Annotated in this window: 12 protein-coding genes; 1 reads left to right on the top strand and 11 read right to left on the bottom strand. The window is 66.2% G+C overall.

Annotated features, from left to right (window positions below):
• The first annotated feature begins 79 nt into the window (after positions 1-79).
• On the top strand, positions 80-1,822 hold the full coding sequence (locus FAZ21_RS01995; RefSeq protein WP_169307208.1) for a PglL family O-oligosaccharyltransferase: 1,743 nt from the start codon (positions 80-82) through the stop codon (positions 1,820-1,822).
• Between the two features lie 36 nt (positions 1,823-1,858).
• Here FAZ21_RS01995 and FAZ21_RS01990 read toward each other — a convergent pair whose 3' ends face one another.
• From FAZ21_RS01990 to FAZ21_RS01940, 11 genes are all read right to left on the bottom strand, one after another.
• Positions 1,859-2,617 (bottom strand): TlyA family RNA methyltransferase, encoded by a 759-nt coding sequence (locus FAZ21_RS01990; RefSeq protein ID WP_136771593.1) that lies wholly within the window; start codon positions 2,615-2,617, stop codon positions 1,859-1,861.
• Positions 2,618-3,146: 529 nt separating this feature from the next.
• On the bottom strand, positions 3,147-3,878 hold the full coding sequence (locus FAZ21_RS01985; RefSeq protein ID WP_136771592.1) for a pseudouridine synthase: 732 nt from the start codon (positions 3,876-3,878) through the stop codon (positions 3,147-3,149).
• 98 nt (positions 3,879-3,976) lie between these two features.
• Positions 3,977-5,047: a cyclic pyranopterin monophosphate synthase MoaC gene (gene moaC, locus FAZ21_RS21150; protein ID WP_136771591.1), complete on the bottom strand. Its 1,071-nt coding sequence runs from the start codon at positions 5,045-5,047 to the stop codon at positions 3,977-3,979.
• A gap of 149 nt (positions 5,048-5,196) precedes the next feature.
• Positions 5,197-6,384, bottom strand: coding sequence for a molybdopterin molybdotransferase MoeA (locus tag FAZ21_RS01975; protein WP_136771590.1), 1,188 nt, complete (start codon positions 6,382-6,384; stop codon positions 5,197-5,199).
• A gap of 49 nt (positions 6,385-6,433) precedes the next feature.
• On the bottom strand, positions 6,434-7,435 hold the full coding sequence (gene moaA, locus FAZ21_RS01970) for a GTP 3',8-cyclase MoaA (protein WP_136771589.1): 1,002 nt from the start codon (positions 7,433-7,435) through the stop codon (positions 6,434-6,436).
• 158 nt (positions 7,436-7,593) lie between these two features.
• Complete coding sequence (gene ribA, locus FAZ21_RS01965; RefSeq protein WP_136771588.1) at positions 7,594-8,283, bottom strand: GTP cyclohydrolase II; 690 nt, start codon at positions 8,281-8,283, stop codon at positions 7,594-7,596.
• 151 nt (positions 8,284-8,434) lie between these two features.
• On the bottom strand, positions 8,435-9,163 hold the full coding sequence (locus tag FAZ21_RS01960; protein WP_136771587.1) for a peptidylprolyl isomerase: 729 nt from the start codon (positions 9,161-9,163) through the stop codon (positions 8,435-8,437).
• Between the two features lie 234 nt (positions 9,164-9,397).
• Positions 9,398-10,666 carry an ABC transporter substrate-binding protein gene (locus tag FAZ21_RS01955; RefSeq protein ID WP_136771586.1) on the bottom strand — a complete coding sequence of 423 codons (1,269 nt, stop codon included), beginning with the start codon at positions 10,664-10,666 and terminating at the stop codon, positions 9,398-9,400.
• Between the two features lie 286 nt (positions 10,667-10,952).
• Entirely contained in the window at positions 10,953-12,047 is a 1,095-nt protein-coding gene (locus FAZ21_RS01950) for an ABC transporter ATP-binding protein (RefSeq protein ID WP_136771585.1), read from the bottom strand.
• Positions 12,048-12,383: 336 nt separating this feature from the next.
• The gene (locus FAZ21_RS01945) at positions 12,384-13,205 is read right to left on the bottom strand and encodes a carbohydrate ABC transporter permease (protein ID WP_136771584.1); all 822 of its coding nucleotides are present in this window, start codon (positions 13,203-13,205) and stop codon (positions 12,384-12,386) included.
• Positions 13,206-13,334: 129 nt separating this feature from the next.
• Positions 13,335-14,213: a carbohydrate ABC transporter permease gene (locus tag FAZ21_RS01940; RefSeq protein WP_136771583.1), complete on the bottom strand. Its 879-nt coding sequence runs from the start codon at positions 14,211-14,213 to the stop codon at positions 13,335-13,337.
• Positions 14,214-14,284: the final 71 nt, after the last annotated feature.

The following is a 14,284-nucleotide window of genomic DNA, read 5'->3' as shown; positions in this document are numbered from 1 at the left end:
CGCCGCATACAGCAAGCGGTTACAGGCAAGCCCCGCACGGCCCGTTACACTGCGCGTTTTCCCTCCAGGGCATCTGTTCATGCCACTGCGTATCTTCCAGGTTTTGCTGGTGCTGCTGGTCTCGCTGCCGTTTGCGATTCCCTACAAGTATTCGCCCAATGCCGTCTTCCCGTCCGAAGTGGCCGCCTTTGGCCTGAGCGCCTTGCTGGTGCTGGCCGCACTGGCGTTGCCGCGCGACGGCAAGCGTGCTCCCGTGCCGTGGATGGCCTGGCCCTGGCTGACGCTGGCGATGGTGATCGGCCTGCAATGCGTGGTGCTGGATACGCCCTACTGGTCGCTCCGGTTGATTCCCATCGCCTATCTGGTGGTGGGCGCGCTCTCGGTGCTGGCGCTGGCGCGTGCGAAGGACGCGTATGGCTGGATGCCGCTGCTGGACGCGCTGGCCTGGGGTCTGCTGATGGGAACGCTCATCAACTCCGGCATGGCGTTGCCGCAAGTGGTGGACAAGCTGCTTTCCGGCAGCGGCCGGGTATACGGCACCATCGGCCAGGCCAATATGTACGGGCATTACCTGGCGTGGGGCCTGGCCGGCACAGCATGGCTGGGCGCGCGTCGGCAAGTGCCCCGCTGGGTGTTCTGGACGATGACCACATGGCTGGTCATTTCGCTGGCGTGGTGTGGTTCGCGCTCGGTGCTGCTCTATGCCGGCGCATGGCTGGTGCTGGGCGGGCTGGCGGGCTGGCGTGTGCGCGACGAGGAAACCCGTCGCTTCGGACGCTATCTGCTCGGCGCGGCGCTGGCGATGCTGGCGGGCCAAGTGTTCACACCGCTGCTCAACGACCTGATCGCGCTGCTGATCGGCCAGGATCACAATGTACCGACCGCGCTGGAACGGCTCGGCTCCAACGGCGCCCGCCGGCTGGCGGAGTGGCACAAAGCGTGGCTCGCCTTCCTGGCACATCCGCTGCTCGGCGTGGGCTGGGGCAGCTACCCGGCCTATAGCGTGTCGCTGCACGATGCGCCGGAGCTGGCACGGGTGATGGAAAGCAAGCTGTTCACCCATAGCCATAATTCGCTGCTCAACCTGCTGGCCGAAACCGGCGTCGTTGGCGCGCTCTGCGTGTTGTCCGGGCTGGTGGCGGGCGTGGTCGGACTATGGCGCCGACCGGATTCGCCGGTGGTCTGGCTGGGCGCGGCGTTGTTGTCGGTGTCGTTGCTGCACAGCCTGGTGGAATACCCGCTGTGGTATTTCCATTACCTCGGGCCGTTCGTCCTGTTCTGCGTCGTCTTCTACGATGCGGCCCCCTCGTGGCGCCTGCCGGACAGCGCGGCGCGCGCCGTATCGGTGGTGTTCGGTGCGCTGGGCCTGGCGCTGACCTTCGTCGGTGTGCAGTCGTACATGCTGATCTGGCCGCTGATGACGCCTTCGAAGAGCCCGACCGAAAGCATGCAGCAGATCCTGCGGCTAGAAGCGATGCGCCGACATCCACTGACCGACTTCTACGCCGACTTTGCGTTATCGAACTACGTGGTGGCGAACCAGAGCGAGATCGACTGGAAGCTGTCGGTGCTGGACCCGCTCAATCGCGTGCGTCCTTACCCGGCGCAACTGGGCAAGGCAGCGCTGTTGCACGCCTTGCGCGGCGAAGAGGCCGAGGCGCGTCGGCTGATGCACGAGGCGGTGTACGCCTATCCGGCCAACCTGGACTGGTTCGGGCAGATGCCGCTGCCTTACCAGAATGTACCGGCGGTGGCGGCGATGTTGCAGGAAGTGGAGCAGGCGAAGGCATTCTTCGCGACACTGAAGCAGCCGCTGCGTTAAGCACGTGGGAACCGGCGGTGGCCGCGTGAAGCGGCCTTACGCCTCGGCTGCGAGGCGCCTCACGCCGTGGATGAAGAACTCCCGGTTGCCATCGCCGCCGGTGATCGGGCTGTCGAAGTAGTCCAGAACCTCGAAGCCTGCTGTTTCGGCGGCGGCACGGATTCGTGCTTCCACCTGAGGATACAGGGCGGCGTTGCGCACGATGCCACCCTTGCCCAGCGCCTGTGGCCCCACTTCGAACTGTGGCTTCACCAGGAACAGCAGCCTGCCGCCCTCCGGCAGTAGTGCGGCCAGCGCGGGCAGGACCAACGTCAGCGAAATGAACGATACATCGCCGACGATGGCATCGACCCGCTCGTCCAGATAGGGCGCCAGGTCAGTCGGCAGCACATGCCGCACGTTGATGCCTTCCAGCGTGGTCACCCTGGTATCGCTTGCCAGGCGCGGATGCAACTGACCGTGGCCGACCTCCAGCCCCAGTACCCGGCGCGCGCCGGCCTGCAACAGGCAATCGGTAAAGCCGCCGGTGGATTGCCCGATATCCAGCGCCAGCCAGCCGCGCGCGTCCAGCCCGCAATGCGCCAGCGCGCCCGCCAGTTTCAGCCCACCGCGCGAAACGAAGCGATCCGCGTCATCGGCTGCCAGGTCGATGTGCATGCCAGCATCGAGCTTCTGGCTGGGCTTGCTCACCGGCTTGCCTTCCGCCGTCACCCTTCCGGCCGCGATCATCGCTTGCGCCGCGGTGCGCGAGGCGGCCAGGCCCAATTCGACCAACAGCACATCGGCGCGCGACATCAGTGGGTTCCTCTCGCAATGGGGGTAGATAAGGCCGTTGGCCTTACCGCCATAGCTGAGCGCAAGTTGCGATTGAAGCGAGCGCTGCTCACAGGGGAACGGGGGGAACCGGTGCTGGCACTCATTTTCAGGTGTGTCTCCTGCTTTGCCGGGGGCCTGGCAATCCCTTGAATACCGATCTGGGTTGGCGCGTGCATCCCAGTTTTTCGAGCGAAGCGAGGCTCCCTCGCGGCGGCGAGGGCGGGGGGAGCAGGAATGGAACAGGAGGGACCGGTGCTGGCACTCATTTTCAGATGCGCGCCCGGCTTTGCCCGGGGCCTGGCAATCCCTTGAATACCGATCTGGGTTGGCGCGTGCATCCCAGTTTTTCGAGCGAAGCGAGGCTTCCTCGCGGCGGCGAGGGCGGGGGGAGCAGGAATGGAACAGGGGGGACCGCTGCCGGCACTCATTTTCAGGTGCGCGCCCGGCTTTGCCGGGGGCCTGGCAATCCTCTGAATACCAATGTGGGTTGGAACGAGCACCCAGGTCCTCAAAAGCGTTCGTCCGAGCGCAGATAGCGCCACTTACCCTGCGGCAGTTCGCCGAGGGTGATGCGACCGATGCGGATGCGCTTGAGGCCGACCACGCGCAGGCCCACCTGCTCGCACATGCGGCGGATCTGGCGCTTCTTGCCTTCCTTCAGGATGAAGCGTAACTGATCGTTGTTCTGCCACTCGACCCGGGCGGGTTTGAGGCGCTCGCCATCCAGCGACAGGCCATGGTTGAGCAGCGCGAGCCCGTCGGGCGGAAGGCGGCCGGTCACGCGGACCAGATATTCCTTCTCGACGTCGGAATCCTCGCCGATCAGTGTCTTGGCCACCCGGCCGTCCTGGGTCAGCACCAGCAGGCCCACCGAATCGATATCCAGCCGTCCGGCGGGCGCCAGCCCTTGCAGGTGATCGCGCGAGAAGCGCAGGCCGCTCTTGTCGCCGGCCCACAGGTTGTCCGGCTTGATCAGCACCACCGCCGGCTCGTAGCCCTTTTCGGCCTGGCCGGAGACATAGCCCACGGGCTTGTTGATCAGGATGGTCACGCGCTGTGCCTGGGCCGCCTGGGCCTGGCGCTGGAGTTCGATGCGCTGTGTCGGCAGCACCTTGCTGCCGAGCACGTCCACCACCACGCCATCGACGCGTACCCAGCCCTTGGCGATGTATTCATCGGCTTCGCGCCGGGAGCACAGGCCCAGTTCGGCCATGCGTTTGGAAAGTCGGACGGGTTCCATGCTGCGGGGGAGGGACGGTTGCTCAGGTGTGGAAGTCTACAGGCGAACGCTGGCCCGACCAAACCCGGTGGCCGGGCGCCGGGGCCGGCGCAGGGGGATCAGGATTGTGGCGCCTGCCAGTGCCCCGAGCGTCCACCCTGCTTTTCCAGCAGGCGGATACCGTCGATGCGCATTGCTTTGTCCACGGCCTTGCACATGTCGTAGACCGTGAGCAAGGCGATGCCGACGGCGGTGAGCGCCTCCATCTCCACGCCGGTGCGGGCCAGCGTTTCGACGATCGCTTCGCAACGTACGCTGTCGTCGGTGACATTGAATGTCACCTCCAGCCGTGTCAGCGGCAGCGGATGACACAGCGGTATCAGGTCGGCGGTCTGTTTGGCACCCATGATGGCGGCCACGCGTGCCACGCCCAGCACGTCGCCTTTCTTGTTCCCGCCGGAACGGATCAGCGAGATGGTCCGGGCATCGGCATACAGGCGGCCCTCGGCACGTGCGATGCGCACGGTTTCCTCCTTGGCGCCGACATCGACCATGCGCGCGTTGCCGGCCGTGTCGAAGTGGGTCAGGTATTGCCCGGAGGTGTCCAGGTAGCGCTCGGCGTTGTCCAGATCTTCGGCCGTGTTCAGGTTGGCAAAGGCGGTGTCGGGGAATTCGACGTAGGCCGGCGCCAGTGTCACCAGCCAGTCGCCCAGCCCACGGTTGCCACCGCAGCCCAGGCGCTCCATCAGCGACAGCAGTACGCCGCGTCGCAACAGGCACAGTGTCGGGTGCACCCGGCCGTTCTCGCTTTGTGCCACCGCGGCGGGTGTGTTGGCCTCCGTCAGACCGCGATGGAGCCGCTCGGCGAAATCCGGTGGCAGGAACGGAACGTCGCACGGCATCACCAGCAGGTACTCGGCGGGCGAGGCGAGCAGGGCGGTGTGGATGCCGGCGAGCGGGCCGGGGTAGTCGTCGTAGATGTCGTGCAACACGGGATGCCCGAAGCGGGCGTATTCGGCCAGGTTGCGATTGGCCGACAGCAGGATGTGGTCGAGTGGCAGCGTCTGGCGTTGCAGGGCTTCGATGGCCCACAGCACCAGCGGGCGATCCGCCAGCCGGATCATCCCCTTGTCCTCGCCGCCCATGCGCAGGCCGCGCCCCCCGGCAAGGATGACGGCATCGATCTTCATATCAACCCCCACTGTCGGGCCGCTTCGGTGGCGGCCCGCTTCTCGATGATTGCCACCTGGGGCCAACCGCCCCGTCTATGCGGTAATCATAGATGCGCCACCGTCCATAACCGCTGCGCGGCGCCTACTGGTGGCGCCGCGTCGGGCGATCAGTGGTCGAGCAGCGACAACTGGAAGATGCGTACCGGGTCGCCTTCCACCAGCACGCTGTGTTCCGGCACCACGGCGAAGGCATCCGCCCAGACCACCGAGGTCAGCACGCCCGAACTCTGGTTGGGATAAGGCACGGCCAGGCCGTGTTCGATGCGTACGCGGAGGAACTCCCGTCGCGGAATGGCCCGGTTGCGGGAAAAGCCAGCCGGCAGCCACAGGTGCGGCAGGGTTTCGTATACGCCCAGGCGGGCCAGCAGGAACGGACGTACCAGCAGCACGAAGGTGGCGAAGCTGGAAACCGGGTTGCCGGGCAGGCCGATGAAATCCGCCTCGCCGATGCGGCCGAACGCGAAAGGCTTGCCCGGCTTCATGGCGATCTTCCAGAGCGCCAGCCATTCGTGCGTCTGCAAGGCGGCACGTACGTGATCCTCCTCACCCACCGAGACGCCGCCGGTGGAGATCACCACGTCGTTGTCCTGTGCCGCTTCGGCCAGCAACCGAGTGGTCAGGTCCAGCTCGTCGGCCACGATGCCGTAGTCGGTCACGATGCAGCCCAGGTCTTCCAGCAACGCGCGCAGCATGTAGCGGTTGCTGTTGTAGATCTTGCCGGGCGTGAGCGGCGTACCGGGCTCGACCAGTTCGTTGCCGGTGCAGAGCAAGGCCACACGCAAGGGGCGCAGCACACTGAGCGCGGGAACGCCGATTGCGGCGGCCAGGCCCAGTTCGGCGGCGCGCAGCCGCAGGCCGGTGGCGAGTACCACGTGGTCGCGCGCGACGTCTTCACCAGCCAGGCGGATGTTCTGGCCGCGCCGTGGCGGCACGTTGACGTGCACCGTTTCCGCGCCGGCGATGCAGTCCTCCTGCATTGCCACGGCGTTGGCGCCCGGCGGAATGGGCGCACCGGTGAGGATGCGCGCGGCCTGGCCGGGGGCGAGCGGGATGCCGACCTCGCCAGCGGCGATGCGCTGTGTCAGCGGATACTCGACGGGGGGCGCGGCGAAGTCCGGCACATGCAGGGCGTAGCCATCCATGGCACTGTTGTCGAAGGCGGGCACGTCGATGGACGAGGTCAGCGGTGTGGCGAGGACTCGCCCGCGCGCGGCGGTGAGCGGCACCGTTTCGCAATCGGTCAGCGGGCGGGCGGCAGCCAGCAATTGTTCCAGGGCCAGGTCTACGGTCAGCATGGGCGATCCAGAGGTGAAGTCGGAAAACAGATGGGCAACCGGCGCATGATCAGCCTCCGGTCTGCGACATGAAGCGCACGATGCGGTCGGGCGCTTCACGGAATTCGTGGCGCTCGGGCTTCCGTTGCAGTGCATGGTGGATGGCGTCGGCCAGTTCGGCGTCGCTGGCTCCGCCGCGCAGCAAGGGGCGGAACTCGAATTTGTCCTCCTGGCCCAGGCAGAGGTAGAGCGTGCCATCCACGGCCAGCCGCACGCGGTTGCAGCTTGCACAGAAATGCTGCGAGATCGGGGTGATGAAGCCGATACGGCCGTCCCCGTCGGCGGTGCGCCAGTAGCGTGCCGGGCCGCCGCCCAGCTCCAGCGCTTCGGGCTCCAGGCCGAAGCGTGCCACCAGTCGCTCGCGCACGGGCGCCAGGTCCAGGTGGCGCGCATCGCGCCCGGTGTGGCCCATCGGCATGGTTTCGATCAGGCGCAGGATGAAACCGTGGGCGAAACAGAACTCGGCCATGCGTTCGATCTCGTGATCGTTCACGCCCTGGAGCGCCACCATGTTGAGCTTGATGGGTGACAGCCCCGCAGCGCGGGCGGCGCCCAGGCCGGCCATGACCGCGGCGAGCGTGTCGCGGCCGGTGATATCGGTGACGCAGGCACGATCCAGCGAATCCAGGCTGACGTTGATGCGATCGACTCCCGCCTGCTTCAGTGCGTGGGCGTGGCGGTCGAGCTGGGTTCCATTGGTGGACAGCGAAAGGTCGGCCAGGCCGGGTAACGCTTTCAGCCGCTGCGCCAGCCGGGGCAGGTCGCGCCGCAGCAGCGGTTCGCCACCGGTCAACCGTACGCGCCCCACCCCCAGGCGGACAAAGGCGCCCACCAGCCGTGTCAGCTCATCGAAGGTCAGCCAGTGCGCCGGCTCCTGGTAGCCGTGGAAACCCTGGGGCAGGCAGTAGGCACAGCGCAGGTCGCAGCGATCGGTGACCGATACGCGCAGGTAGCTTACCCGACGGCCGTAGCGGTCGATCAAGGCGGGGGGGCGGGTAGCGGTATCGGGCATGGCTGGGTTCCTCGATCCCGTCTCGACGAGTGGACGGGCCAACGCGGCGGCAGCGCATCGCCGGCCCGAAGGCGGCGCACCGCGCGGGGCACGCTGCGGGCGGAACGGCGATGGAAACTTCCCTCACTATACGGCGATGGCGAGGGCGGCGCTCCCGCTCAGTCGCCAGTGCGGCGCGGGAGTTCCAGCAGATGGCCCAGCTTCTGGCGCTTGGTGACGAGGTAGCGGCGGTTTTCGGCGTTGGCGGCGATCTCGTGCGCTTCGCGTTGCAGCACCGGCAGGCCGGCGGCTTCCAGCGCGGCGATCTTGCGCGGATTGTTGCTCATCAGGCGCACCGAGCACAGGCCCAGGTCGCGTAGGATGAAGGCGGCGGCTTCGTAGCTGCGCGCATCCACCGGCAGGCCCTGCGCTTCGTTGGCCTGCACCGTGTCCAGCCCCTGGTCCTGCAAGGCGTAGGCGCGGATTTTATGTGTGATGCCGATGCCGCGCCCTTCCTGGCCGCGCAGGTACAGCAATACACCGCGTCCTTCGTCCTGGATGCGATGCAGTGCCAGTTCGAGTTGTTCGCCGCAGTCGCAACGCAGCGAGCCGAAAATGTCGCCGGTCAGGCATTCCGAGTGCAGGCGCACCAGCACGCCTTCCTGGCCCTCCAGATCGCCCAGCGTCAGCGCCACATGCTCCACGCCATCCAGCCGCGAGCGGTAGACATGCGACATGAACTCACCATGCCGCGTCGGTAAACGGGCGCTGGCCACGCGATCGGCAAGGGTGGGATCGGCCAGCGCGGACAGGGCGTCGGCGCCGGCTGCGGGCAGGCGTTCGGATTCGGGGAGCGACGAGGTGGGCATGAGGATCCGGGGCAGGCTTGGAACGGTTTATCAAAAAGATGTGGGCGACGGCGCGGGTTTCAATGGCCGAGGCTGCCCATTGCGCCACCCCGGAAACGAAAAATCCCGCCGCATCGCTGCGGCGGGATCGGCGCTGTGGCTGGTCCGGCGATCAGGGCGTCGGCAGCGTATAGCCTTCCACCTTAGCCTCGCCCACCAGGCGGGTGAGGTATTCGTTCATGGCGCGGCGGTTGGCCATTTCGGTCAGGAAACCGGCCAGGCGCTCATGCGCTTCCTCGAAGGTCACCTTTTCGCCGCCATGCTTGGCGCCGGCCTTGATGATATGGAAGCCGAACTGGGTTTCCACCAGTTCCGGGCTGACTTCGCCTTCCTTCAGCGAGAATGCGGCGGCTTCGAACTCCGGCACCATCTGGCCGCGACCGAAACGGCCCAGCTCGCCACCCTGCTTGCCCGACGGGCAGGCCGATTGCTCGCGCGCCACGGCGGCGAACTTGTACGGCTCCGCCTTTACTTCTGCCAGCACGCCTTCGGCGCGGGCGCGTACCAGGCCGGCCGAGGTGGCGTCTTCCACCGCGAACAGGATGTGGGCGGCTTCCACTTGCTCGCCGCGCACGAAGCTCTGCGGGTTTTCTTCGTAGAAGCTGCGGCAATCGGCTTCGCTGGGTGCTTCCACCTTGATGTTGGCTTCCAGCAATTCGCCGATGGCGGCGTCGGCGTCCGGGTTGGTGATGCCTTCCTTGCGGGCCTGCTGGGTCAGCAGCTCACGCAGGATCAGTTCCTGGGTGATCGCATCACGCGCGCCGGGCGCGTCGTTGGCTTGTTCGACTGCTTCGTTGATTTCGGCCTCGCTGATCGCGACGCCGTTGACGGTGATGGCCATGCCGGTTCCTTGTCTGTAAAAGAAAAGGCCGCGTCTGTAACGTGCGGCCGTTGCCTTGATTGTACTCGTTATGCGCCGGGCGGCGATGAGTGCCGCCTGGCGGCTTCGCCGCACAGGCGGTTCGACATGCCCCGGCGCGTGGAAAAAAGTGTGTGGTTGCCGGTCCCCCGCGAAAGCAAACCGCCCGGTCAGGCCAGGGCGGTCGGCATCGAGGTGCGCGGGTTCGAGCGGCGCCTAGCGTGCTTTGGACAGCTTGTCGTTCCAGAACACGACGGCGGCATCCAACGCCGCCTTGGCGGTCTTGCGGCCGGTGACGGCCGACTCCACTTCCTCGCGCAGCTTGCGGTACAGCGGCTCGGTGTCGTCGATACCCAGCAGCGTCAGCGTCCGCACGTTGGCCAGGTTACGCGCGCCGATGGCGCGTGCGTTTTCCACCGCACCGGCGTTGGCGGGCAGTTGCTGGAAGTAGGGATCGAACGCAGCCTTGGTCGCGGACGGATAGGTGCCACCGGTGGCCTTGGAGAACGCCAACTGGTTGGCGTCGTTGGTCAGGTACTTGGCGAACTTGGCCACTTCCGGCAGCGCCTTCGGATCGACGCCCTTGGGCACCACGAAGTCGAACAGCCAGCCACCCTTGACCACGCCGGTGGGGCCTTGCGGCGCCGGCAGCACGCGGGTCTTGGCATAGACGGCCTTGCCGTCGTCGCGCACACGGGCCAGGCCGGTGGGCGCGGTTTCCAGCATGGCCAGCTTGCCAGCGTTGTAGGCGGCGATGGCGGCCTGGAAGTTGTCTTCGCCGAACAGTGCGGCCTTGTCGTGGATCAGCGCCTTGCTCTTGTAGGCCAGCACGTATTTTTCCAGCAGCGCCACGTGGGCGGGCGAATTGAACACGGCGCGGTTCTTTTCCACCAGCGGCAGGCCTTCGGCCATGAAGATACGTACCGGCAGGCCCAGTTCGGGCGCCAGCCCGGCCACACCGGTCTTTTCGGCAATCTGCTTGGCGGCGGCCAGCTGCTCGTCCAGCGTGCGGATCGGTTTGTCGGGATCGAGCCCCGCGCGGCGGAACAGATCGGCATTGACGGCCAGCACGCTCACGCCGTTGTACCAGGGGAAGGCGTAGGTCTTGCCTTCCCAGGTCACGTCGGCCAGCGCGCCGGGCATATACATGGCGCGGTCGGCGCCCATCAGCTTGTCCACCGGGACGATGGAGCGGCGTTGCGCCAGGTCGTAGGCCCATTCCACGTTCAGGTTGGCCAGCGCGGGCGGCTGTGCGGCGGCAATGGCCCCGTGCAGGCGCGGCATGATCTTGTCCCATGGGTGGTCCACCCAGACGATATCGACGTTGGGGTTAGCGCGCTCGTAGTCTTTTTCGATCTTCTGGAAATAGCTGTCGAACTTGGGCTTGAGGCTCATCGTCCAGAATTCGATACGGATTTTTTCCGCGTGGGCGAGCGTGCTGACGCACAAGGCGCCGGTGAGCAGCACCGCGAGGGCCGGTTTCATGGACAACTCCTTATAGGCGAACTGGGCAGGGGCGGGCTGGGCGAGAGCCCGCTTCCGCAGCCCGTGCCGTCAGGACGGCCGGAGCGGAAGCGGCGGGATTGTGCCACGCAACCCGCGGCAGGGCCAGAATTTTGACGGGCTAACTTGATGATTCGTAAGATTTTATGAGAAGCGGATTTATCCTGTTTTGTCCTGGGTGCCGCAGTGCGCCATTCCCGCGGGCGGCCACCCGGCCGCTCGTCGTGTACGGGCGCACGTTTGTTCGTAAGTTTTGCGGCGGCGATGCTCAGTTGCCCCGAACGGGCAGGGCGCGCCCATCCGCGTCGAACAGATGGCAGGCATCGGCGTCGAACAGCAGGTGGAGGGTGGCGCCGACGGGGGCCTCGCGCTGGAGCTTGACGGTCACGATCTGCGGCACGCCGGCGATTTCCACGTAGCCCAGCAGGACATCTCCCAGGTGCTCGATCAGATCGACGCGCGCCGCGATCGCACCCGGCTGCGGGCCGGCAACCACGCTGACGTGCTCGGGGCGGATGCCCAGCGTCAGCGCCGCGCCTGCCTGCTGCGTGGAGGCATCGCGCCGGGTGGCGACCAGAGCGCCCGCCAGAGCCACCTGAGCGCCCTGTGGTGCGTCGCGCTCCAGGGTGCAGGGCAGCAGGTTCATGCGCGGCGAGCCGAGAAAGCCGGCGACGAACGCATTGCGCGGCGCGTGATACAGCTCCAGCGGCGTGCCGATCTGTTCGATGCGCCCCGCATTGAACACGGCGATGCGGTCGCCCAGCGTCATCGCCTCCACCTGATCGTGTGTCACGTAGATCATGGTGGTGCCCAGTTCCTGGTGCAGCTTGGCCAGCTCCACGCGCATTTGCAGGCGCAGCGCCGCGTCCAGGTTCGACAGCGGTTCGTCGAACAGGAACACCTTGGGTTCGCGCACGATGGCGCGGCCGATGGCCACGCGCTGGCGCTGCCCGCCCGACAGGGCCTTGGGCTTGCGTTGCAGCAGGTGGGTGATTTGCAGTATCTCGGCGGCGCGGGTGACGCGGGTGTCGATTTCGGTGGGCGGTGTCCGGGCCAGTTTCAAGGCGAAAGCCATGTTGTCGTACACGCTCATGTGCGGGTACAGGGCGTAGCTCTGGAACACCATGGCGATGCCGCGCCGCGAGGCATGTATGTCGTTGGCGTGCGTGCCGGCGATATGCAGCTCGCCGTCGGTGATGTCCTCCAGCCCGGCGATCATGCGCAGCAGGGTCGATTTGCCACAGCCGGAGGGGCCGACGAAGACCATGAACTCGCCGGCCTCGATATCCAGGTCCAGCCCTGGAATGACGTAGTGGTCGCGGGTGTAGGCCTTGCGGATGTTGCGGAGTTGTACTGCGGCCATGTTCTGGCTCCTTGGGTTTTTTGTTCGCGGGTGGTCAGGGCGTGTCATCAGATGTTTCACGACAGCGTTCGGTGCAGTTCGGGATGCCGTGCCAGGCGCTGGGCGCGCTGCGGTATGGATACCGCAAGCGGCCTGCGACGTCGCGCGGCGCCCGAAATGCCCCAAACCCGCAGGGCTGGGCCGAAAAAACACCATCCACTGCGTTGCACTCCTTGCCAATAACCGGTTATTGCCTGCGTCATGCGCCTGGTGGCTGGTGTTTTTTCGGCCCAGCGCTGTCGCGAAACATTTGATGACATGCCCTAGGGCTTGTCGTGATACAGGTGACGACACGCCCTACTTCACAGCGCCGTCCAGGCCGCGCATGAAGTAGCGCTGCGCCAGCAGGAACAGGATCAGCACCGGCAGGATGGTCAGTACCGTGCCGGCGGCGATGACGCGCGTCTTGGCGGCGAAAGTGCCGGACAGGTAGAGCACGCCCACCGCCAGCGGGTACTCGTCGGGTGTTTGCAGTACCACCGCCGGCCAGATGTAGGCATTCCAGGTGGCGACCAGGGTGAAGATGCCCAGCGCGGCCAGCGACGGCATCGCCAATGGCAACGCCACGCGCAGGAACAACTGCCACTCGCCCGCGCCGTCGATGCGCGCGGCATCCAGGATCTCGGCGGGGATTTCCTCGAACGCCTGCTTGAGCAGGAAGATGCCAAAGGCGTTGGCGAGCAGCGGCAGCACCACGCCGGTATGCGTGTTGGTCAGCTTCAACTGCGTCACGGTGATGAAGTTGACGATGAAGTTGAGTTCCGACGGCAGGATCAGCGTGGTCAGTACCGCGAGGAACACCCACTTGCTGCCACGGAACTTCATCACCGCCAGCGCGTAACCGGCCAGGCTGGAGATCAGCAGCGTGCCGAACACGGTCCAGGCGGAAATCCACACCGAATTCCAGAAAAAGCGATCCAGCGGGATCACGCGGCGCGCTTCTTCCACGTGGGCCAGCGTGGGTTCGGTGGGCAGCATCTGCGGCGGAAAGGCGTAGATGTTGCCGCCGTCGCCCAGCGCGGTGGACAGTGTCCAGAGAAAGGGAAAGGTGGTGAACAGGCCGACCAGCGCCAGCAAGGTATAGCGCGGCGTCCAGTTCAGCAGGATGCGTTTCAACATGGGGTGCCTCCAGCGGCGGTTATCGATGGCCCGGCGGGCACGAGCGGGCGCGGTGGGGAAAGAGGGAGCGGCCGCCCGATTGCGGGCCACGGATGCGCCCTGGCCAGAAGTCTTGGGTCCATGGCGGCACTACCGGGAATCGGGTCGGAAGAAGCGGAAGTTGAACCACGCCAGTACGAAGCCGATCAGCGATACCACCAGACTGGCGGCCAGTGCGCGGCTGAAATCGAAGGCGCGGAAACCCATGTCGTAGGCATAGAACGCCAGCGTGTAGGTGCTGCCGATGGGGCCGCCACCGGTCATCACCACCACCTCCTCGAACGCCTTCATCGCGGCCAGTGTGGAGAGCAGCGTGCACAGCAGGATGGTCGGGCGCAGCATCGGCACGGTGATGCGCCAGAAACGCTGCCAGCGATTGGCGCCATCGAGCAGCGCAGCCTCTTCCACTTCCTGCGGCATTGCCTGGAGGCCGGCCAGGTACAGCACCATGTAGTAGCCCAGCCCGCGCCAGAAGGTGACGAACATGACGGAAAACAACGCAAAGCGTTCGTCCGACAGCCAGCCGACCGGGGCATCGATCAGCCGCAGCCAGGCCAGTACCTGGTTGAGCATGCCGTCCTCGTTGTACATCCAGCCCCACATGATGCCGACCACCGATACCGAGGTGACCACGGGCACGAAGAACGCGGTGCGGAACAGCCGGATCGCCGGTAGCTGCGTATTGACCAGCACGGCCAGCGCCAGCGCGGCCACCTGGATCAACGGCACCACCAGCAGGTAGAGCAGCGTGTTGCGGATACTGCCGAGAAAGACCGGGTCGTCGAACAGGGTGCGGAAGTTGTCCAGCCCCACCCATTGCGAACCAGCCAGGTTGAAGATATCCACCCGGGTAAAGGCGAGCAGCGCGCCCAGCCCCACCGGCCAGAAGGAAAACAGGAACAGCACGATGAGCGCGGGCGCCAGGAACAGGTAGGCGCGCACGTCCCGGGTCAGGGCGTTCTTATCCATGAGGGTCTCGCTGTGGCGGGGCGGTGCCCCGGCGGGCCGCCCCGGGCGCAAGCCCGGGTGGCCCGCGTGGA

Origin of the sequence: Chitiniphilus eburneus (assembly GCF_005048205.1) — a bacterium.
Taxonomy (GTDB): Bacteria; Pseudomonadota; Gammaproteobacteria; order Burkholderiales; family Chitinibacteraceae; genus Chitiniphilus; species Chitiniphilus eburneus.
This window is presented reverse-complemented; position numbering and strand designations above follow the sequence as displayed.

What these genes read in the sequence shown, in the direction of transcription:
- FAZ21_RS01995 (WP_169307208.1), top strand. Translation starts at nt 80, where the DNA reads ATGCCACTGCGTATCTTCCAGGTTTTGCTGGTGCTGCTGGTCTCGCTG.
- FAZ21_RS01990 (WP_136771593.1), bottom strand. Translation starts at nt 2,617, where the DNA reads ATGTCGCGCGCCGATGTGCTGTTGGTCGAATTGGGCCTGGCCGCCTCG.
- FAZ21_RS01985 (WP_136771592.1), bottom strand. Translation starts at nt 3,878, where the DNA reads ATGGAACCCGTCCGACTTTCCAAACGCATGGCCGAACTGGGCCTGTGC.
- moaC (WP_136771591.1), bottom strand. Translation starts at nt 5,047, where the DNA reads ATGAAGATCGATGCCGTCATCCTTGCCGGGGGGCGCGGCCTGCGCATG.
- FAZ21_RS01975 (WP_136771590.1), bottom strand. Translation starts at nt 6,384, where the DNA reads ATGCTGACCGTAGACCTGGCCCTGGAACAATTGCTGGCTGCCGCCCGC.
- moaA (WP_136771589.1), bottom strand. Translation starts at nt 7,435, where the DNA reads ATGCCCGATACCGCTACCCGCCCCCCCGCCTTGATCGACCGCTACGGC.
- ribA (WP_136771588.1), bottom strand. Translation starts at nt 8,283, where the DNA reads ATGCCCACCTCGTCGCTCCCCGAATCCGAACGCCTGCCCGCAGCCGGC.
- FAZ21_RS01960 (WP_136771587.1), bottom strand. Translation starts at nt 9,163, where the DNA reads ATGGCCATCACCGTCAACGGCGTCGCGATCAGCGAGGCCGAAATCAAC.
- FAZ21_RS01955 (WP_136771586.1), bottom strand. Translation starts at nt 10,666, where the DNA reads ATGAAACCGGCCCTCGCGGTGCTGCTCACCGGCGCCTTGTGCGTCAGC.
- FAZ21_RS01950 (WP_136771585.1), bottom strand. Translation starts at nt 12,047, where the DNA reads ATGGCCGCAGTACAACTCCGCAACATCCGCAAGGCCTACACCCGCGAC.
- FAZ21_RS01945 (WP_136771584.1), bottom strand. Translation starts at nt 13,205, where the DNA reads ATGTTGAAACGCATCCTGCTGAACTGGACGCCGCGCTATACCTTGCTG.
- FAZ21_RS01940 (WP_136771583.1), bottom strand. Translation starts at nt 14,213, where the DNA reads ATGGATAAGAACGCCCTGACCCGGGACGTGCGCGCCTACCTGTTCCTG.